Source organism: Conexibacter woesei DSM 14684 (genome assembly GCF_000025265.1).
GTDB lineage: Bacteria > Actinomycetota > Thermoleophilia > Solirubrobacterales > Solirubrobacteraceae > Conexibacter > Conexibacter woesei.
Genome location: NC_013739.1, coordinates 2490653 through 2509029, shown reverse-complemented (window position 1 = coordinate 2509029; position 18377 = coordinate 2490653). Strand labels below are relative to the sequence as shown.

Genomic DNA, 18377 nt, shown 5'->3' with positions numbered 1-18377 from the left:
ATGAAGATCGAGCTGTACTTCGACGTCCTCTGTCCCTGGTGCTACATCGGCAAGCGCAAGCTGACCGCCGCGCTCGCCGGCCGCGACGACGTGGAGGTCACCTGGCGCAGCATGGAGCTCGACCCGGAGGGCAGTGCGACCCCCGGGATGACGGCCGCCGAGGTGATCGCCCAGTACCAGAGCAGCCCCGAGCGGGCGGCTGCCCGGGTCCACCAGATCCAGGCGCTGGGCGCGGCGGAGGGACTGACGCTGGACCTGCACAGGGCGCGTCCGGTCAACTCGTTCGACGCGCACCGGCTGGTCCACCTGGCCGCCTCGCACGGCCTCGCCGACCAGGCCGTCGAAGCGCTGCTGCACGGCTACCACACACGAGCGCTCGACATCGCCGACCGCGGCGTCCTGGCGACGCTCGGCGCCGGGGTGGGCCTGGACGCCGCCGAGGTGCGCCGGACGCTGGACACCGACGCCTTCGCGGACAGCGTGCGCGCCGACGAGCGCAGCGCCCTCCGGCGCGGGATCCGCGGGGTCCCCACCCTCGTCGTCGACGACGGCCCGCCGGTGTCGGCCGTGCAGGACCCGGGTGCCCTCGCGCGCCTGCTGAGCAGCACCTAGAAGTATCGTTGCGGCATGGAATTCCTCGTCGACGTGCGCGTCTCGCTGCCACCGGAGATGGCCGCCGAGCAGCGCCAGCAGCTGCTCGCGGCCGAGCTGAAGCGCGGGCGGGAGCTGGTCGCCGCCGGTCACATCCAGGGGATCTGGCGGATCCCGGGGGCGGTCCGCAACGTCGGGATCTGGAACGCGCGCGACGCGACCGAGCTGCATCAGCTGATCGCGTCGCTGCCGCTGTTCCCGTGGCTCGCCGCCGACGTGACCGCCTTGGCGACGCACCCGCTGAACGCCTGACCCGGCGGCCAGGCGTTCAGCGCCGGCTCAGCGTCTCCGCTTCGCCGTGATCGTCGCGTTCAGCGTGTGGCGCTCGCGCGCGCCGTCGACGGTCGTGACGAGCGCGATCCGCACGCTCGCTCTGTGCCCCGCCAGGCGCGTCGCGGCCACGGCCGGCAGCCGCACGCGCACGGCCGCCCGTCTGCCGGCGCGGACCGTCTTCGGCGCGAGCACGCGGACGGCGAAGCTGCGCCCGGCAGCGCGCACGCGCACGCGCGCGGGCGCCGCGATCCGGCACGCGGATCTCGCGCGCGCCGGGCAGGCGACCGTCGCGACGCGCGCGGTCCGCCGGCGATCGAGCCGGACCGCCGTCTTCGCGACGGTGACGCTCGCACGCGCGGCGGGCTTCGGCGTCGGCTTCGGCGCGGGCGCCGCAGCCGGGGCCGGGGCCGGGGCGGGCTTCGGCGCGGGGACCGGATCCGGCTGCGGCTCGCCGTAGACCGGCGCGAGCGTCAGCGGGTCGAACGCCTCACCGGCTCTGTAGCTGCCGAAGACCTCGCCGCCCTGGGCCGTCAAGACCGTCGGGAGCGCGCTCCAGTCGAGGCCGTCGGGCCGTCGCACCGGGCCGGTGCCGGCGAGGTCGACGGTCACGAGCGGGACGTTCGTGCGCGTGACCGGGTCCGGCCGATCCATCGTCGCGCCGACCGCGTCGGCGTAGAGCGTGCCGGTCGTCCCGTCGGCGACGATCCGCAGGTTCGAGAAGCGCGTGTCGAGCTGCGGCCGCGGGTCGCCGGGCCGGTGGTAGTCGTGGCCGCGGAAGCGCACCGAGCCGCGCAGCGACAGCTCGAGTCTGCCGTCACGCGGGTCGAAGCTGCCGCTGCGGACCGGGAAGCGCAGCGCCTCCGAGCCGGCGTTGCGGCCGTTGCAGAGCTGGCCGCTCGCGAGCGTGCCGGGGATCCGCTCGACGCCGGCCTCGGGCTCGATCGCGCCGCGTGCGACGTTGCCGACGACGTAGCAGCGCCACCGCTCGGAGACGCCCCAGTCGACATGGCCGCCGCCGAAGCGGACCGGCTGCGTCAGCGCCTGCTCGACGGTCAGCGTGACCGGCCGCGAGAAGGCGGTGCCGGCGTCGTTGCGCAGGCGCGCGCGGAACTGCGCGCCAGACATCGCGACCGTGGCGGAGGGGATCGTCAGTGTCCCGCCGTCGGCGACGACGTCACCGGACTGCGGGTCGACCTGCCGCCAGAAGCCGTTGACGCGCTGCTGCCAGTCGACCGCGGGCTCCGGCGTGCCGGACGGCATCACTCTGAAGCGCGCGCTCGCGCCGTCGAGCACCGTCACGGGGTCCGGCTGGACGACGACGCTCGGCGGCGTCTTGACGGTCAGCGTCGCCCGCGCGCCGGCGACCTCGCCGGCCGTGTTCTGCGCGATCGCGCGGAACTGGCGGCCGGAGTCGGCGGCGCCGACCGTCACCGTCAGCGCCGCGGTGCTCGCGCCGGCGACGCTTGTGCCGTCGGCCAGGTCGGTCCAGCTCCCGCCCGGCACGCGCGACTGCCAGCGCAGCGCGGGCGCCGGGTCGCCGGCCGCCGCGACCGCGAATCTCGCCGTCCCGCTTCCGTCAGCCGCGGCGAGCGTGACCGCGGTGTCCTGCGGCGCTCTCGCGATCGACGGCGTCGTGCGCGCGTAGGCGAGCCGCGTCACGGTCTCCGGACCGCCGTCGGGGGCGGAGCCGAGCAGCAGGTCGCCGTTCGCCGCCACGCCGGCGAGCCGGTCGTCCCAGGCTTTCAGCTCTCTCCGCCCACCGGGCAGCGCGAACGTGCCCGTGACGGCGCCGCCCTCGATCCGCGCCACCTGAGTGCCGCCGGTGATGACCGCGTAGAAGACGCTGGCGGAGCGGTCGCCGGCGATCCAGCTGCGCCAGCGGTTGAGGTCGGCGAGCGGGAGGCCCGTCGGTCTGATCGACGGGCGGGGCTTCTCCATCATGTCCCACGAGTTCTCGCCGGTGAGCGGAAAGAACGTGATCCCGTCCTCGGCGTCGAAGGCATAGAGGCCGTTTCTGACGCGGATCAGCTCCTCGCCACGGATGCTCCCGCCCTGCGGCAGCGGCGAGACGCCGGCGACGACGCCGTCGGTCGCGAGCTTCAGCAGCGGGCCGCCGGCCCACGTCGCCGCGACGAACATCTGCGGGTTGCGGAAATCGCCGCTCGGCACGGCGGCGAGGCTCGCGATCGGGACCGTGAACGGGACGCCGTCGATGCCGCGGATCGTGTCGATTCTGCTCGCGACCCACGCGCCGCCGTCCTGCGCGACCTGCCACAGCTCCTGGCGGTTCGGGTAGACGCGGACCGCGAGGTAGCGTCTCCCGTGCGGGTCCCAGACCCCGGCGCCCTGCAGCGCCGGATCGGTCGTGACGCCGCCGGCGTCGGTGCCGGCGAGCGGACCACCGGTCAGCGCGGCGCCGTCCCAGGTGTAGGCGAACAGCCGCTTTCTGCCGAACGTCTCGATCCCGAAGATCGTTCTCGATCTCGGGTCGACGGCGATGCTGTCGCGCCCACCGACCGGCTCGACGACCGCGTTCGCCGACAGCGGGGCAAGCGTCGCACGGTCGACGACGGCGATCCGCTGACCGTCGCGCGCGACCGTCGTCCCGGCGTCGAAGCCCGGGTAGAGGCGCGTCGGCGCGAAGCTCGCGCCCGGCAGCGGAGTCGGGTCGAAGAGGGCGATGCCGGGCTCGCTCCAGGTCTCGCCGGCCGGCTTGCCGCCGGGGCCGTCGTAGGCGAACGTGAGCAGGTCGAGCGCCGAGCCGACCGGGTAGGTGAAGACGGTCGAGCCCTCGGCGGTGATCGTCGCGGGCAGGCCGCTCCAGCGTGTGACCCCGCCGCCGATCGCGGGCTGGGCGTCCTCGATGTCGACCGCCGCGAGTCTGACATCCGGCAGGTCGACGATCTCGCCGCCCTCGATCGGGCGGCTCGCCATCTTCGCGTAGAGGAAGCCGCCCTCCTCGGTCAGCTCGACGCGCGGGTTCGCGAGCGTCAGGTCGAGCGCGCACGGACGCTCGAAGCCGCCGCCGTCGCAGTGGCCGAGGAACTGCACCCGGCCGCCGAATCTGACGACCGTCGTCCTCGTGTCGGGGTCGTAGGAGCCGCCGCCGATCGGGAAGTGGAACGTGCCGTCGGGGTTGACGGTCGCGCCGTCGCTCGCCGTCGTGCCGCCCGCTCCGATGTATCTGCGCCACGACTCGCGCAGGCCCCAGTCGAGCCCGTCGCCGCTCTCGATCGCCGTCGGCGCGGCGTGCGCCGCCGGCGCCGCCACCGTGCCCGCGACCGGCCCGCAGGCGATCGCCGCCAGCACCGCCAGTGCACCTCGGCGCACGCGGGTGCGGGCCGTCAGCGCGCGCGGCAGCGACCGCGGCGCACGTGCCATTCCGTGCATCGTCCGTTCCTTCCACCCGAGCGGCTCCGCGCCGGGTCCCGATCCGAAGTTAGGGTACCCTTATATCAAGCTGGCGCCCGGGTCCGCGGTCCGCGTCCGCGGGGCTAGGCGATCTCGCGGACGCGGACGCCGCGGCCCTGCGCGCTCATCAGGTTGAGCACCTCGACCGGCTCCTCGCCGGCGCTGGCGAGACCGTGCGGGATGCGCGTGTCGAACTCCGCCGCCTCACCGGCGCGGAGCAGGTGCTCGCGGCCGCCGAGCGCAAGGCGCAGCTCGCCGCGCAGCACGTAGAGCCAGTCCCGACCGGGATGGGTGACCTGCCGGATCGCGCTTCTGCCGGGCTGGCCGGGATGGATCGACGTGAACGCCGACAGCCCGTCGCGCCGCCGCGAGAGCGGCGCGAACGTCACGCCGTCGCGGCGGAACGGCCGCGGGTGCACCCGCCGCTCGGCGGGCGCGGGCATGCCAACGAGGTCGTCGAGCGTCGTCGCGTAGATCCGCGCCAGCGGCAGCAGCAGGTCGAGCGTCGGGCGGCGGCGGCCCGACTCGAGCCGCGACAGCGTGCTCAGCGAGATGCCGGTCCGCTCGGCCAGCTCGCTCAACGTGTGCCCGCGCCGGCGGCGGAGGGCGCGCAGGCGCGCGCCGACGCCGTCGAGCCGCGCGAGCGGATCGTCCTCGGCCGTCATCGACGTCCTCCCTCTCGTGACGGTTTGCGGTCTTCGCAAGAAACGTTGGCGTGCCGGCGGCGGAGTGGCAGCGTTGCGACCATGACCAAAACGATAACTAATCTCATTATTGTCGTCCTCGCCGTCGTCCAGGCGACGCTGATCTTCACGATCGCGCTGATCACGGTGCCGCTGCCCGAGATCGCGCAGCAGTTCTCGCTCGGCGCGACCGAGCTGCTGCTGCTGCAGGTCGCCTACGGCCTGCCGTTCAGCGGCCTGCTGCTGTTCGGCGGGCGCCTCGCCGACCGCTTCGGCGGGCGGCGGCTGCTGACGATCGGACTGCTGCTGTTCGCGGCGGCGTCGCTCGGCGCCGCGCTCGCGCCCGGCTACACGGCGCTCACCGCGATGCGCTTCGCGCAGGGCGTCGCCGGCGCGCTCGTCGCACCGGCCGCGATCGCGGCACTGCGCTCGCTCGTCCCTGGCGAGGCCGAGTTCGGCAGGGCGATGGCGACCTGGGGCGGCGTCTCCGTGCTCGGCGCGATCGCCGGCTTCGTCGCCTCCGGCGTCGTCACGACGTGGCTCTCGTGGCGCTGGATGTTCGCCGTCCCGCTCGCGGTCGCCGCGGTCGGCCTCGTCGCGCTCCCGCGCCTTCTGCCGGACACCGCCGCCGCCCACGCCGGCGCCCCCGCCCCCGGCGCCGGCGGCGCGCGGCGGCCGCGGCTCGACCTCGGCGGCGCCGTGCTCGCGCTGCTCGGCATCTCGCTCGCCAGCTACGGCCTGACCGCGAGCAACGGCCACGCGTGGGGCGCGACGACCGTCTGGTTGCCGCTCGCGATCGGCGTCGCGCTCCTGCTCTGCTTCCTGCTCGTCGAGCGGCGCGTGGCCGACCCGCTGCTCCCGCCGGCCTTCCTCGCGCAGCCATGCCGCGCCGTCGGGCTCGCGGGGATGATGGCGGCGGCGGCCGGCTCGCTGCTGCTCGAGTACGTGCTGTCGCTCTACCTCCAGGACGTCCACGGCTGGACGGGGCTCGGCGTCGCGGGCGGCTTCCTGCCGTTCGCGGTCGTGCTGCTCGCAGCGAACGTGCTCGCGGCGCGACTCGTCGGCCGCTTCGGCGCCGCCCGCACGATGACGGGCGGTCTGCTGCTGTCCGGCGCCGGGATGGGGCTGCTCGCCGCGATCGGCCGCGAGACCGGCTACCTGGCGGGGATCCTGCCGGGCTCGGTGCTGCTCGCAGGCGGTCTGTCGCTCGTCTTCTCCGGCGCGGCGGTGCTGTCGACCGCGAACGTCCCGCCGCACCAGGCCGGCCTCGCCGGCGGCGTGATGAACACCGCGATGGAGCTGGGACCGACGGTCGGGTTCGCGCTCCTGATGACCGTCGCCGCAACGCAGGCCGAGGCCGTGCGCGGCTACGCGTGGGCGTTCGGCGCGGCCGCGCTCGCCTACCTCGCGATCGCGCTCGTCGTGCTCGCGCTCGGGCAGCCGCGCGCATCGTCGCACCGCAAGGTCGAGTGTCGACGCGCCTGATCGTGTCTGGGCGAGGCCCGCGCTCGCGTGAACGTGAGAGGGTCGGGATCGCCCTGTCAGCCGACAGCAGAGGAGCGCAGCGACTTGTCCCTCACCGAGTACACCGCCGGGACGGTCTTTCCCGGCGTCATCGGGCGCACCGCCGACGAGTCGACTCCTGCGTGGCCAGCCCCCGCCCGGGCCGAACGCGGGTCGCCGAACGTGCTGACGGTCGTCCTCGACGACACGGGCTTCGGGCAGCTCGGCTGCTACGGCAGCCCGATCCGCACCCCCAACCTCGACCGCGTCGCCGCGGCGGGGGTGCGCTTCAGCAACATGCACACGACGGCGCTGTGCTCGCCGAGCCGCTCGTGCATCCTCACGGGGCGCAACCACCACAGCAACGGCATGGCGGCGATCACGGAGCTGGCGACCGGCTACCCGGGCTACAACGGGAACATCCCGTTCGAGAACGGCTTCCTCTCCGAGACGCTCGCCGAGCACGGCTACAGCACGTACATGATCGGCAAGTGGCACCTCATCCCCAGCAGCCAGGAGACGGGCGCCGGGCCGTACGACCGCTGGCCGCTCGGCCGCGGCTACCAGCGCTTCTACGGCTTCCTCGGCGGCGACACCAGCCAATGGGAGCCGGACCTGACCTACGACAACCACCAGGTCGAGCCGCCGCGCACCGCAGCCGAGGGGTACCACCTGACAGCGGATCTGGCCGACAAGTCGATCCAGTTCATCGCCGACGCCAAGCAGGTCGATCCGGACAAGCCGTTCCACCTGCACTTCTGCCCAGGCGCGACCCACGCCCCGCACCACGTCCCCAAGGCGTGGGCCGACGGCTACGCGGGAGCGTTCGACGACGGCTGGGACGCCTACCGCGAGCAGGTGTTCGCCCGCCAGGTCGAGCTCGGCATCGTGCCCGCCGACGCCGAGCTGTCGCGCCACGACCCGGACGTGCCCGAGTGGGGCGCGCTGACCGACGATCAGCGGCGGCTCTACAGCCGGATGATGGAGGTGTTCGCCGGGTTCCTGGAGCACACCGACCACCACATCGGGCGGGTGCTCGACTTCCTCGAGTCGATCGGCGAGCTCGACAACACCATCGTCATGGTCGTCTCCGACAACGGCGCCAGCGCCGAGGGCGGCCTCACCGGCACGACCAACGAGGCGCAGTTCTTCAACAACGCGCCGGAGCCGTTCGAGGACAGCCTCGCGGCGATCGACGAGCTGGGCGGCCCGCGCCACTTCAACCACTACCCATGGGGCTGGACGTGGGCGGGCAACACCCCGTTCCGCCGCTGGAAGCGCGAGACCTACCGCGGCGGCACCAGCGACCCGTTCATCGTCGCGTGGCCGCAGGGGATCGCCGCGCGCGGCGAGGTCCGCACCCAGTACGCGCACATCATCGACATGGTGCCGACGATCCTCGAGCTGGTGGGCATCGACGCGCCCAAGACGATCCGCGGCGTGACGCAGTCCCCGCTGCACGGCGTGAGCTTCGCGCACGCGCTCGCCGATCCCGGCGCCGACAGCAGACGCCGGACGCAGTACTTCGAGATGCTCGGCCACCGCGCGATCTACCACGACGGCTGGCGCGCCGTCTGCCCATGGCCAGGTCCGTCGTTCGCGGAGGCCGAGCAGGCGTTCGGCGACCCGATCTCCGAGCACCAGCTCGCCCAGCTCGACCAGAGCGGGTGGGAGCTTTACCACGTCGCCGTCGACTTCGCCGAGAACCACGACGTCGCCGCGGACAACCGCGAGCGGCTGATCGCGCTGATCGGCACCTGGTACGCCGAGGCCGGAAAGTACGACGTGCTGCCGGTCGACGGCAGCGCGGTCGCGCGGATGGTCTCGGAGAAGCCGTTGGTCGCGGCACCCCGCGACACGTTCACGTACTACCCGAACACGCAGTCGGTGCCGTTCTTCGCCGCGCCGCGCGTGCTCAACCGCCCGCACAGCATCACCGCCGACGTCGAGATCCCCGACGGCGGCGCGGAGGGCGTGCTGCTGTGCCAGGGCACGTCAGCCGGCGGGTACTCGTTCTACCTCCGAGACGGCCGCCTGCACTACGTCCACAACTGGGTCGCCCGCGAGCTGTTCCGCGTCTCCTCCCCCGACGCGATCCCCGCCGGCCGGCACGAGCTGCGCTTCGAGTTCGAGCCGACAGGAGCGCCGGACATAGCAGCCGGGCGCGGCGCGCCCGGCCTGTTCCAGCTCTACGTTGACGGGACGCTCGTGGCCGAGACAGAGGCCCCCTACACGACGGCCATCGTGTTCAACCCGGGCCAGCTGACCTGCGGCGCCGACCCGGGCTCGACCGTCGTCGCCGACTACCCCGCGCCGTTCCGCTTCAGCGGGACGCTGCACACCGTGAAGGTCGACCTCTCCGGCCACCTGATCACCGACGAGGAGGCCGAGCTGCGCATGGCTCTGGCGCGGCAGTAGCGAAGGCGACGGCGCCTGCCGCCGGCTACTCCACGCCCCAGAGGCGCTTGTACTGCGCCGCGTAGTCGGCGACGGCGGGGAACAGCTCCGTCGTGCTCGGGACCGTCTCCTTCGTGACGACCCAGTCCGGGAAGGTCGGCTTCGTCGACGGCGCGGTCGACTCGCCGTTGAGGTCGCGGATGAAGAAGTCGATCGAGCGCCACATCAGCTCGGGGTAGCCGTAGATGTGCAGGGCGACGACATCCTGCCCGGAGGCCATGTAGCCGGCCGTCGTCGGGTTGTTGTTGGTGTTGAGGATCTTGACGCGGTCGCCGATGCCGGCCGACTGCAGCGCCGCCGGAACGCCGACGGACATGTCCGCGAAGCCGTTGTAGACCCAGTTGACGTCGGGGTGCCCCTGGAGGTAGGTCGAGAGGCGGGTCGGCAGGTCGTTGCCGATGCTCGTCGCGGGGATGTCGAGGAAGTCGATCTTGCACGACGTGCACGCGGCTCTGATCGTCGCCGCGAAGGCGTCGCCGACCACCTGCACGACCGGGAAGGCCGCCACGCGGACGATCGCCACGTCGAGGTCCTTGCCGCCGGCTTCCACGAGCGCGTACTCGGCCAGCTGCTCGCCGGCCGCCTCGAACTGCGGTCTGCCGGCGAAGACGGCGCTGATCCCGTCGCCGGGCGGGTCGGTGACGCTGATGTCGACGACCGGCACCCCGGCCTCCTCCAACGCGAGCAGCTCGCTGTTGAAGAGCGAGCGCGGGAAGCCGCTGGCGACGACCCCGTCGGGCTTCGCGCGCACCGCCTGCAGCCACGCGGACTTGACCGACTCCGGCGTCACGCCGGCGTTGACGCGGCGGACCTCCCATCCGACCGCCTCGGCGGCCTCGACGAGGTAGTCGCCGTTCGTCGCGCAGACCGGCGATCCGCACTGGATGTAGTAGATCTCCTTGTCCCTCGGTATCGCTCTCTCGATCGGCACGTCGATCCCGATGCTCGTCGGCCGCGTCGTCATCTCCTCGACGTCGGCGCGCAGCCGCGGCGAGACGTCCGCCGCCGCCGTCGTCGTGCCGCCGCCCTTGTCGCCGTCACCGTCGCCGGAGCTTCCGCACCCGGCGAGCGGGACTGCCACGGCAGCGACCAGCGCCGCGAGAAACCCTGCTCGCACCTTGCTTGTCATCACATCTCCTCGTACAATATCAAGCGCTTGCTTGTTTGCGTTTGGCACGGTACGCAACAATCGAGTCGCTTGTCAAGACGCGCGTTCAGGACACGCGCCGACCACAGCAGGAGATGGACAGTGAGGATCATCGACATCTCGATGACGACCGACGCCGACCCGGCGTTCGCCGGCGATCGCGTCACCTTCGTCGACCACGCGCAGGGCGCCGAGCGCAACCGGATCGAGGCGGGCATCGACCCCGATCACTGGCCGACCCCGGGCCACTCCCACGCGATCGACCGGCTGGAGATCACCTCCCACACCGGCACGCACATGGACGCGCCGTGGCACTTCGGCCCGCGAATGGCCGACGGCTCGAGACCGCTCACGATCGAGGAGTGGCCGCTGAGCCGGTGCATGGGCGACGGCGTCGTGCTCGACATCTCCGACGTCGACGACGGCGCCGAGGTCGACCTCCACCACGTCCAGCGGCTGCTGCGCGAGATCGACTACGCGATCAAGCCCGGCGACGTCGTCCTGACGATGACCGGCGCCGACCGGCACTACGGCACCCCGGGCTACGCGGACCGCGGCGCGGGGCTCAGCCGCGCGGCGCTGAAGTGGATCCTCGAACAGGGCGTCACGCTCGTCGGCACGGACGCCTGGAGCTTCGACCGGCCGTACTCGGTCTGGGCTGCCGAATACCACAGGCACGGCAAGGATCCGCAGTACCTGTGGCCGTGCCACCTGCTCGGCCTCGAACTTCCCTACGCGCACATCGAGAAGCTCGCGAACCTCGACCAGCTCCCCCCGCACGGCTTCACCGTGATCGCCTTCCCGGTCAAGATCGTCAACGGGACCGCGGGCCCGGTTCGGGCCGTAGCGCTCGTGCAGGAGTGATCGGCGCTAACCTACCAAGCACTTGCTTTGTAGTCGAGAGGAGAGCGAACAGGTGACCGAGACAGTGCGCAGCGCTGAACACGGATCGACGATCCCCGGCCTCGTGAAGGCCGCCGCGGAGCAGTTCGGCGCGCACGAGGCGCTGGTCGACGGCGACGTCCGCATGACGTTCGCCGCGCTCCACGACGCGGTCAGGGACGTCGCGCGGGCGCTGATCGCGACCGGCGTGCGACGCGGCGACCGTGTCTGCGTCTGGTCGCCGAACACCCATCACTGGGTCGTCGCCGCGCTCGCGGCCCACAGCGCCGGCGCCGCGCTCGTGCCGCTGAACACCCGCTACACCGGGGCCGAGGCGATCGACATCCTCGGCCGCTCGCGGGTCCGCGTGCTGTTCCTCCCCGACACCTTCCTCGGGCGCGACTACCTCGCGTCGCTGCGCGAGGCCGAGGCGACCGGCGCGGGCGGCGAGCCCGCGGAGGCCGGCGGCGGGATCCCCGTCCCCGCCCTCCCCGACCTCGAGCTGGTCGTGCGCATCCCGGTCGAGCACGAGCGCCCATCCGAGCCCGGCGTCGTCGCCTGGAGCGAGCTGGTCGAGCGCGCCGCGTCGACCACCGCGCAGGAGGCCGACGCACGCGCCGCGGAGGTCCTGCCCGACGACGTCGCGGACATCCTCTTCACCTCGGGGACGACCGGCCGCCCGAAGGGCGCGATGTCCTCGCACCGCCAGGCGGTCGAGGCGGCCGTGGCGTGGGCGGAGCCGACCGAGGTCTCCCCCGCGGACCGCTACATGATCATCGCGCCGTTCTTCCACTCGTTCGGGTACAAGGCGGGCCTGCTCGTCGGCCTCCTGCGCGGCGCGACGATCGTCCCGCAGATCACGTTCGACGTCGACGCGGCGCTCGACGCGATCGAGCGCGAGCGGATCACGATCCTTCCCGGCCCGCCGACGATCTTCGAGACGCTGCTCGCCCACCCCGGGCGCGCCGGCCGCGACCTCTCCTCGCTGCGGCTCGCCGTCGCCGGCTCGGCGATGGTCCCGGTGGCGCTCGTCGAGCGGATGCGCCGCGAGCTGACGTTCCAGACCGTCCTGACCGGCTACGGCCTGACGGAGGCGGTCGTCGTGACGATGTGCCGGGCCGACGACGACCCGCAGACGGTCTCAGGCTCCTCGGGCTGCGCGACCGCCGGCTTCGAGCTGCGGATCGCGGGCGCCGACGGCAGCGCGCTCCCGCCGGGCGAGCAGGGCGAGATCTGGTTCCGCGGCCCGAACGTGATGCTCGGCTACCTCGACGACGAGCGCGCGACGCGCGAGGCGATCGACGCCGACGGCTGGTTCCACAGCGGCGACGTCGGCCGCCTCGACGTGCGCGGCTACCTCACAATCACCGACCGCATCAAGGACATGCTCACCGTCGGCGGCTTCAACGTCTATCCGGCAGAGGTCGAGAACGTCCTTGCGCGCCTCGACGGCGTCATCGCCGCCGCGGTGATCGGCGTGCCCGACGAGCGCATGGGCGAGGTGCCGGCCGCGTACCTCGTCGCGCAGGAGGACCACGCGCTGGACGAGGGCGCGGTCGTCGCGTTCTGCCGCAGACAGCTGGCGAACTTCAAGGTGCCGCGCACGGTCACGTTCGTCGAGGCGCTGCCGCGCAACGCGGCCGGCAAGGTGCTGAAGAGCGAGCTGCGCGCCCAGCTCGCCGGCACCGAGTAGGACCGCGGTGGGTCCGGGCGCGGCGGGCCGCGTCCGGACGCGCCCGGACGCGCCCGGACGCGCCCCGCCGCGCTCGTCAGACCCGCTCGATGATCGTGACGTTGGCCTGGCCGCCGCCCTCGCACATCGTCTGCAGGCCGAAGCGTCCTCTGACCCGCTCCAGCTCGTGCAGCAGCGAGGTCATCAGGCGGGCGCCCGTCGCCCCGAGCGGGTGGCCGAACGCGATCCCGCCGCCGTTGACGTTGACCCGCGCGAGGTCGGCGTCGAACTCCTTGCGCCACGCGAGCACGACGGGCGCGAACGCCTCGTTGATCTCGACCAGGTCGATCTCGTCGAGCGTCATGCCGGTCTGCGCGAGCGCGCGGCGCGTCGCGGGGATCGGCGCGGTCAGCATGTAGATCGGATCGTCGCCCCGAACCGAGAGGTGGTGGATGCGCGCCCGCGGCGTCAGGCCGTGCTCGGCGACCGCGCGCTCGGACGCGATCAGCAGCGCCGCCGCGCCGTCGGAGATCTGGCTGGCGAGCGCGGCCGTGACGCGACCACCCTCTCTGAGCGGTCTGAGCGCCGCCATCTTCTCCAGCGTCGTGTCGCGGCGCGGGCACTCGTCGGTGTCGAAGCCGCCGAGCGGAGCGATCTCGCGCGCGAAGCGGCCGGCGTCGATCGCGCGCACGGCGCGGCGGTGGCTCTCGAGCGCGAACAGCTCCATCTCGTCGCGCTCCAGCTCCCATCTGGCGGCGATCAGCTCGGCGGCGCGGAACTGCGAGAACTCCTGCTCGCCGTAGCGGGCGCTCCAGCCGCGCGAGCCCGACAGCGGATCGGGGAAGCCGAGCGGCGCGGCGACCGTCATCGCGGAGGAGATCGGGATCGCGCTCATGTTCTGCACCCCGCCCGCGACGACGAGGTCCTGCGTCCCGCTCATCACGCCCTGTGCGGCGAAGTGGACCGCCTGCTGCGAGGAGCCGCACTGGCGGTCGACGGTCGTCGCCGGGACGGCCTCGTCGAAGCCGGCGGCGAGCCAGGCGGTGCGCGCGATGTTGCCCGCCTGCGGCCCGATCGTGTCGACGCAGCCGAAGACGACGTCGTCGACGGCGGACGGGTCGACGTCGACGCGGGCCATCAGCGCCTGCAGCGCGTGGGCGCCGAGGTCGGCGGGGTGCACCTCCGCCAGCCCGCCGCCGCGCCGGCCTACGGGGGTTCGCACTGCGTCGACGATGTACGCCTCTGGCATCAGTGGTGCTCCTGTCTCTCCGGGTGCGGCCCCGGGGGCCGCTCGTCCAGAACATTCTAACCAATCGCTTGCTTGGGCTATGCTCCCGGCGAACGACCGAAAGGGACCCGGAGTGGCAACACCACCAGACCGCCGCGCGATCATCCTCGACAAGGCCGCCGAGCTGTTCGCGCACAAGGGGATCGCGGCGACGACCGTGCGCGAGATCGGCGACGCCGCCGGGATCCTGTCCGGCTCGATCTACCACCACTTCGACTCCAAGGACACGATCATCGACGCGATCGTCTCCAGCTACTTCGACGACATGCTCGCCGGCTACGCCGAGGTCCTGCGCAGCGAGCGCGAGGCGACGGAGCGGCTGCGCGGCCTGATCCGCAGCTCGCTGCGCTGCGCCGCGGACCATCCGCACGCGTCGGAGCTGTACCAGCGCGACCGCAACCACCTGCGCGAGACCGACCGCTTCGCCTACGTCGGCGAGGCGGTCGCCTCGATGCGGCGCACCTGGCTCAGCGTGATCGAGGACGGCGTCTCAGCCGGGGCGTTCCGCGGCGACATCAGACCGAGGGTCCTCTACCCGATCATCCGCGACGGCCTCTGGCACACCGTCGAGTGGTTCCGCCCCACCGCCTCCTACGGCACCGACGACCTCGCCGAGGACTGCTTCGCGCTCTTCCACCAGGCGCTGGCGGTTCCGGTCCCGGCGGCGCCGGTCGCTCACGCGGCGCCGTAGACGGGTGCCGGCGCGGGCGCCCGCGCGAGCAGGCCGGCGACGACGGCGCCCAGCTCTGCCGGCTCCCAGCGCGCGCCCTTGTCGGCCGGCTGCGTGTAGCGCCAGCCGTCGGCGACGCTCACCTTCGAGCCCTCGACCTCGAAGACGCGGCCGCTGACGGCGCCCGCCTCGACCGAGCCGAGCCAGACGACGAGGGCCGAGACGTTCGCCGGGTCCATCGCGTCGAAGGCGCCCGCCGGCCGTCTCATCTGCTCGGCGAAGACCGCCTCGGTCATCGGCGTGCGCGCGCTCGGAGCGATCGCGTTGACGGCGACGCCGTAGCGCCGCAGCTCGGCCGCGGCGACCTGCGTCAACGCCGCGACGCCGGCCTTCGCGGCGGCGTAGTTGCCCTGCCCGACCGCGCCGAGCAGGCCGGCGCCGGAGGACGTGTTGATCACGCGCGCCCGCGGCTCGCCGCCCGCCTTCGCGACCGCGCGCCAGTGCGCGGCGGCATGGCGCAGCGGCAGGAAGTGGCCCTTGAGGTTGACGCGCAGCACCGCGTCCCACTCCTGTTCGCTCATCGAGACGAGCATGCGGTCGCGCACGATCCCGGCGTTGTTGACGAGCACGTCCAACCTGCCGAAGCGCGCGAGCGCGGCGTCGACGAGCCCGCCCGCCGCCCGCCAGTCGGCGACGTCGGCCGCGTGCGCGAGCGCCGAGCCGCCGGCGGCCGCGATCTCGCGCGCGACGCGCTCGGCGCCATCGCCGACGTCGTTGACGACGACGTGCGCGCCGTGCTGCGCGTAGGCATGCGCGTGCGCGCGCCCGAGGCCCTGCCCCGCGCCGGTCACGATCGCGACGCGCCCCTGCACGAACCCGCTCACCGCACTCACCCGCGGCGGAAGCCGCGGTCGTCTTGGTCGCCGCGGCCGTCTTGGTCGCCGCGGTCGTCTTGGTCGCCGCGGTCGTCGTGGTCGCCGCGCAGCGGCCCGTCGAGGACCGCGCCGGCCTCGGCGACGATGCGGTCGATCAGCTCGGCGCAGGTCGGCAGGTCGTCGATCCGCCCGACAACCTGCCCGCTCGCCAGCACGCCGACGTCGCTGCGCCCCTCGTGCAGGCCCGCGCGGTAGAGCATCGGCGCGTTGGCGGACATCACGACCTGGCTCCAGCTGAGGTCCCGCGCGCGCTTGGTCGCGACGGCCTCGCGCACGAGGTCCGGCCACGACGTGCCGGACAGCTTCTGGAACGCGATCGCGTTGCGGGCCGCGCGCGTGAGGCGGCGGAGCGGCTTCGTCTGCTCGATCCGCTCGACGACGCCGGTGCGCAGCACGCGGTTCGGCACGCCGTCGACCTCCGTCGTGACGACGGTGTCGGTGACGGCGCGTTCGAGATACGCGCGCTTGACCTGCTCGGCGACCGGGCTCTCCTGCGTCAGCAGGAAGCGGGTTCCCATCGCGACGCCGGCGGCGCCGTAGGCGAGCGCGGCGACGAGCCCGCGCCCGTCGCAGAAGCCGCCGGCCGCGATCACGGGGATCTCGACCGCCTCGCAGACCTGCGGCAGGAGGACGCTCGTCGGCACCGGGCCGGTGTGGCCGCCGCCCTCGGACCCCTGCACGATGACGGCGTCGGCGCCCCACGCCGCGACCTTCTCGGCGTGGCGCAGCGCGCCGATCGACGGGATCACGACGAGGCCGGCCGCCTTGCAGCGCGCGATCAGGTCGGGCTTCGGCGCGAGCGCGAACGAGGCGACCGCGACGCGCCCCTCGATCAGCAGGTCGACCTGCTCGGCGGCGTCGGGGCGGTCGGCGCGCAGGTTGACGCCGAACGGCGCGCTCGTCAGCGCCCGCGTCCGCGCGATCGCCTCCGCCAGCTCGGCCGTGCTCATCGTCGCGCCCGCGAGGATCCCGAGCCCGCCGGCGTTCGCGGTCGCGGCGGTGAGACGGTGGTCGGAGACCCACCCCATGCCGGTCTGCACGATCGGCACGCGGACGCCCGTCAGCTCGCAGAGGCGCGTGCGCAGGGCCGGGTGCGGCACAGGCGCCTCGGTCATGCGCTCGGGACCTCGCGCTCGCGCAGCCCGCGCGGGTCGATCAGCTCGCGGATCAGCCGCAGCTCCTCGCCGGTCGGCAGGCGGCTGGTCGCCGGCTCGGCGCCGTCGACCTCCAGCTCGAAGCCGGTCGCCGTCTTCACCTGTTCGAGCGTCACGCCGGGATGCAGCGAGACGATCCGCAGCGTCCCCCCGGTCCCGCCGAAGTCGAGCACGGCGAGGTCGGTGACGACGCGGCGCAGGTCGAGGAACCGCTGCGCCGCGGGCCCCGCGGCCGCCGCCGCGGCCGGCCCGACGCCCGCGACCATGTCGACCCGCTCCACCAGCACGCGCGGGCTGTGACGGGGGATCCAGTAGCTGGTCGGGTGGCTGACGGTGTTGCCGGGCGCGCCGCGGACGCCGAGCAGCTGCACCTTCGGCCTGGCGTAGTCGGCGCCGATGCAGGAGATGTTGGCGTTGCCGGCCCGGTCGAGCTGCGACGGGATCATCATCACGTGGCGCCGGCCGCGCCAGACGAGCTCGAAGATCGCCCGGTAGGGAAGCCAGCCCTCGCGCACGCGCGGCTGTTCGCCGACCGGCCAGACGCCCGCGGCGTAGGCCGCCTCGCCGTCGGTCAGCAGCAGCTCCGGCTCGAACGTCGCCCGCGCCAGCCGCGCGCCGATCGCCGGGATCGTCCCGAACGGGCTCGCGAGCAGCTCGCCGTCGCCGCGCCACGCGTCGGCGCAGGCGACCGCGCAGACCTCGGCGCGCGTCGCGGTCTCGGTCACGCTCACGGCGCTCATGCTGCCACCTCCGTCGCGCGCCAGTCGGCGACCGCCCGCTGGTACGCCCGCTCGTCGCCGGCGAGGAAGCGGTCGGCGAACGCACGCCACCGGTCCGGGTCCTCCGCGGCCTCGACGTACGCGCGCTGGAACGCCTCGTCGCGTTCGTAGTCCGGCACGCACGAGGTGAAGTGCGCGCCGCCGGGCGCCTCGACGACGCCGTGGACCATCCAGCGTGCGACGCGCACGCTCGACAGCGGCGCGGTCGCGGTCAGCTCCGCGGTCTCCACGATCTGCTCGCACGAGACGTAGGCGCGCTCAGCGGCCATGCAGAAGAGGTCGTCGAAGTAGGGGTCGGGACCGAGGAACTGCGCGTTGCCCCTGGCGTCGGCGCGGTTGAGGTGGACGAGCGCGGCGTCGAGCCGCAGCGCCGGCATCGCGATCAGCTCCTCGCCGTCGTCGTAGGGCGAGACGACGGTCCGGAGATCGCGGTTGACGCTCGTCACGCCGGAGCCGAGCCCCGCGCGGGTCGGCAGGAACGGCAGCCGGTTGGCAGCCGCGTAGAGCCCCCAGTAGAGCATCCCCTCGTCGTACTCGACCGACTCGATCGCGCCGGCCTGCCGGGCGGCGCGGAAGTGCGGCTCGAGCGGGATCGAGTCGAGCGAGACGAAGCCGTAGACGAGCCGCCTGACCTTCCCGGCGGCGCACAGCAGGCCGATCTCGGGACCTCCGTAGGCGACCACGGTGAGGTCGCGCAGGTCGCTGCGCGCGATCGCGCGCACGAGCGACATCGGCTTGCGCCGCGAACCCCAGCCGCCGATGCCGATCGTCATTCCCGAGCGCAGCTCGGCGACGACCTGCTCCTCGCTCATCCGCTTGCTGGACACCTTCCCTGCTCCTCCCGACGCGGCTCATCCGAACACAGCGGGAGC

15 protein-coding genes are annotated in these 18377 nt (G+C 73.4%); 7 read left to right on the top strand and 8 right to left on the bottom strand.

From position 1 onward, the window contains the following. Both CWOE_RS11800 and CWOE_RS11795 read left to right on the top strand, forming a co-directional pair. A complete protein-coding gene (locus CWOE_RS11800) occupies window positions 1-612 on the top strand; it encodes a DsbA family oxidoreductase (protein WP_012933843.1) in 612 nt (203 codons plus the stop codon). Window positions 613-627: 15 nt separating this feature from the next. Continuing rightward, window positions 628-903 (top strand): muconolactone Delta-isomerase, encoded by a 276-nt coding sequence (locus CWOE_RS11795; RefSeq protein ID WP_012933842.1) that lies wholly within the window; start codon window positions 628-630, stop codon window positions 901-903. A gap of 27 nt (window positions 904-930) precedes the next feature. On the opposite strand, the gene CWOE_RS30600 is transcribed toward CWOE_RS11795, so the two are convergent. Both CWOE_RS30600 and CWOE_RS11785 read right to left on the bottom strand, forming a co-directional pair. Beyond that, window positions 931-4305 (bottom strand): HtaA domain-containing protein, encoded by a 3375-nt coding sequence (locus CWOE_RS30600; protein WP_049793250.1) that lies wholly within the window; start codon window positions 4303-4305, stop codon window positions 931-933. A gap of 113 nt (window positions 4306-4418) precedes the next feature. Next, window positions 4419-5000, bottom strand: a complete 582-nt coding sequence (locus CWOE_RS11785) for a helix-turn-helix domain-containing protein (RefSeq protein ID WP_012933840.1) — start codon at window positions 4998-5000, stop codon at window positions 4419-4421. An 81-nt stretch (window positions 5001-5081) separates the two neighbouring features. On the opposite strand from CWOE_RS11785, the gene CWOE_RS11780 reads away from it, so the two are divergent. Further along, window positions 5082-6503, top strand: a complete 1422-nt coding sequence (locus tag CWOE_RS11780; protein ID WP_012933839.1) for an MFS transporter — start codon at window positions 5082-5084, stop codon at window positions 6501-6503. Between the two features lie 84 nt (window positions 6504-6587). Continuing rightward, window positions 6588-8939 (top strand): arylsulfatase, encoded by a 2352-nt coding sequence (locus tag CWOE_RS11775; RefSeq protein WP_012933838.1) that lies wholly within the window; start codon window positions 6588-6590, stop codon window positions 8937-8939. Between the two features lie 25 nt (window positions 8940-8964). Here the strand turns inward: CWOE_RS11775 and CWOE_RS11770 are convergent, their stop codons facing one another. Continuing rightward, window positions 8965-10107, bottom strand: a complete 1143-nt coding sequence (locus CWOE_RS11770; RefSeq protein WP_012933837.1) for a sugar ABC transporter substrate-binding protein — start codon at window positions 10105-10107, stop codon at window positions 8965-8967. Window positions 10108-10227: 120 nt separating this feature from the next. On the opposite strand from CWOE_RS11770, the gene CWOE_RS11765 reads away from it, so the two are divergent. After that, window positions 10228-10989, top strand: a complete 762-nt coding sequence (locus tag CWOE_RS11765) for a cyclase family protein (protein WP_012933836.1) — start codon at window positions 10228-10230, stop codon at window positions 10987-10989. 52 nt (window positions 10990-11041) lie between these two features. Continuing rightward, window positions 11042-12700, top strand: coding sequence for a FadD3 family acyl-CoA ligase (locus CWOE_RS11760; protein ID WP_012933835.1), 1659 nt, complete (start codon window positions 11042-11044; stop codon window positions 12698-12700). 76 nt (window positions 12701-12776) lie between these two features. On the opposite strand, the gene CWOE_RS11755 is transcribed toward CWOE_RS11760, so the two are convergent. Then, a complete protein-coding gene (locus tag CWOE_RS11755) occupies window positions 12777-13928 on the bottom strand; it encodes an acetyl-CoA C-acetyltransferase (RefSeq protein ID WP_012933834.1) in 1152 nt (383 codons plus the stop codon). A gap of 112 nt (window positions 13929-14040) precedes the next feature. On the opposite strand from CWOE_RS11755, the gene CWOE_RS11750 reads away from it, so the two are divergent. Continuing rightward, window positions 14041-14658 carry a TetR/AcrR family transcriptional regulator gene (locus tag CWOE_RS11750; protein WP_041730405.1) on the top strand — a complete coding sequence of 206 codons (618 nt, stop codon included), beginning with the start codon at window positions 14041-14043 and terminating at the stop codon, window positions 14656-14658. Here the strand turns inward: CWOE_RS11750 and CWOE_RS11745 are convergent. Genes CWOE_RS11745 through CWOE_RS11730 form a run of 4 tightly spaced genes read right to left on the bottom strand, consistent with a single transcriptional unit; the run spans window position 14643 to window position 18332 of the window. After that, window positions 14643-15521, bottom strand: coding sequence for an SDR family oxidoreductase (locus CWOE_RS11745; RefSeq protein WP_041730403.1), 879 nt, complete (start codon window positions 15519-15521; stop codon window positions 14643-14645). The genes CWOE_RS11750 and CWOE_RS11745 overlap by 16 nt on opposite strands. Before the next feature lie 5 nt (window positions 15522-15526). Next, window positions 15527-16687 carry an NAD(P)H-dependent flavin oxidoreductase gene (locus tag CWOE_RS11740; RefSeq protein WP_012933831.1) on the bottom strand — a complete coding sequence of 387 codons (1161 nt, stop codon included), beginning with the start codon at window positions 16685-16687 and terminating at the stop codon, window positions 15527-15529. After that, window positions 16684-17466, bottom strand: coding sequence for a CoA-transferase subunit beta (locus CWOE_RS11735; protein WP_012933830.1), 783 nt, complete (start codon window positions 17464-17466; stop codon window positions 16684-16686). Before CWOE_RS11735 ends, CWOE_RS11740 begins: the two co-directional genes overlap by 4 nt. Further along, window positions 17463-18332, bottom strand: a complete 870-nt coding sequence (locus tag CWOE_RS11730; RefSeq protein WP_012933829.1) for a CoA transferase subunit A — start codon at window positions 18330-18332, stop codon at window positions 17463-17465. Before CWOE_RS11730 ends, CWOE_RS11735 begins: the two co-directional genes overlap by 4 nt. Window positions 18333-18377 lie beyond the last annotated feature (45 nt).

Excerpts from the sequence above, each read along its gene's own strand:
- CWOE_RS11800 (WP_012933843.1), top strand. The coding sequence starts at position 1 with ATGAAGATCGAGCTGTACTTCGACGTCCTCTGTCCCTGGTGCTACATC.
- CWOE_RS11795 (WP_012933842.1), top strand. The coding sequence starts at position 628 with ATGGAATTCCTCGTCGACGTGCGCGTCTCGCTGCCACCGGAGATGGCC.
- CWOE_RS11770 (WP_012933837.1), bottom strand. The coding sequence starts at position 10,107 with ATGACAAGCAAGGTGCGAGCAGGGTTTCTCGCGGCGCTGGTCGCTGCC.
- CWOE_RS11785 (WP_012933840.1), bottom strand. The coding sequence starts at position 5,000 with ATGACGGCCGAGGACGATCCGCTCGCGCGGCTCGACGGCGTCGGCGCG.
- CWOE_RS11740 (WP_012933831.1), bottom strand. The coding sequence starts at position 16,687 with ATGACCGAGGCGCCTGTGCCGCACCCGGCCCTGCGCACGCGCCTCTGC.
- CWOE_RS11755 (WP_012933834.1), bottom strand. The coding sequence starts at position 13,928 with ATGCCAGAGGCGTACATCGTCGACGCAGTGCGAACCCCCGTAGGCCGG.
- CWOE_RS11735 (WP_012933830.1), bottom strand. The coding sequence starts at position 17,466 with ATGAGCGCCGTGAGCGTGACCGAGACCGCGACGCGCGCCGAGGTCTGC.
- CWOE_RS11780 (WP_012933839.1), top strand. The coding sequence starts at position 5,082 with ATGACCAAAACGATAACTAATCTCATTATTGTCGTCCTCGCCGTCGTC.
- CWOE_RS30600 (WP_049793250.1), bottom strand. The coding sequence starts at position 4,305 with ATGGCACGTGCGCCGCGGTCGCTGCCGCGCGCGCTGACGGCCCGCACC.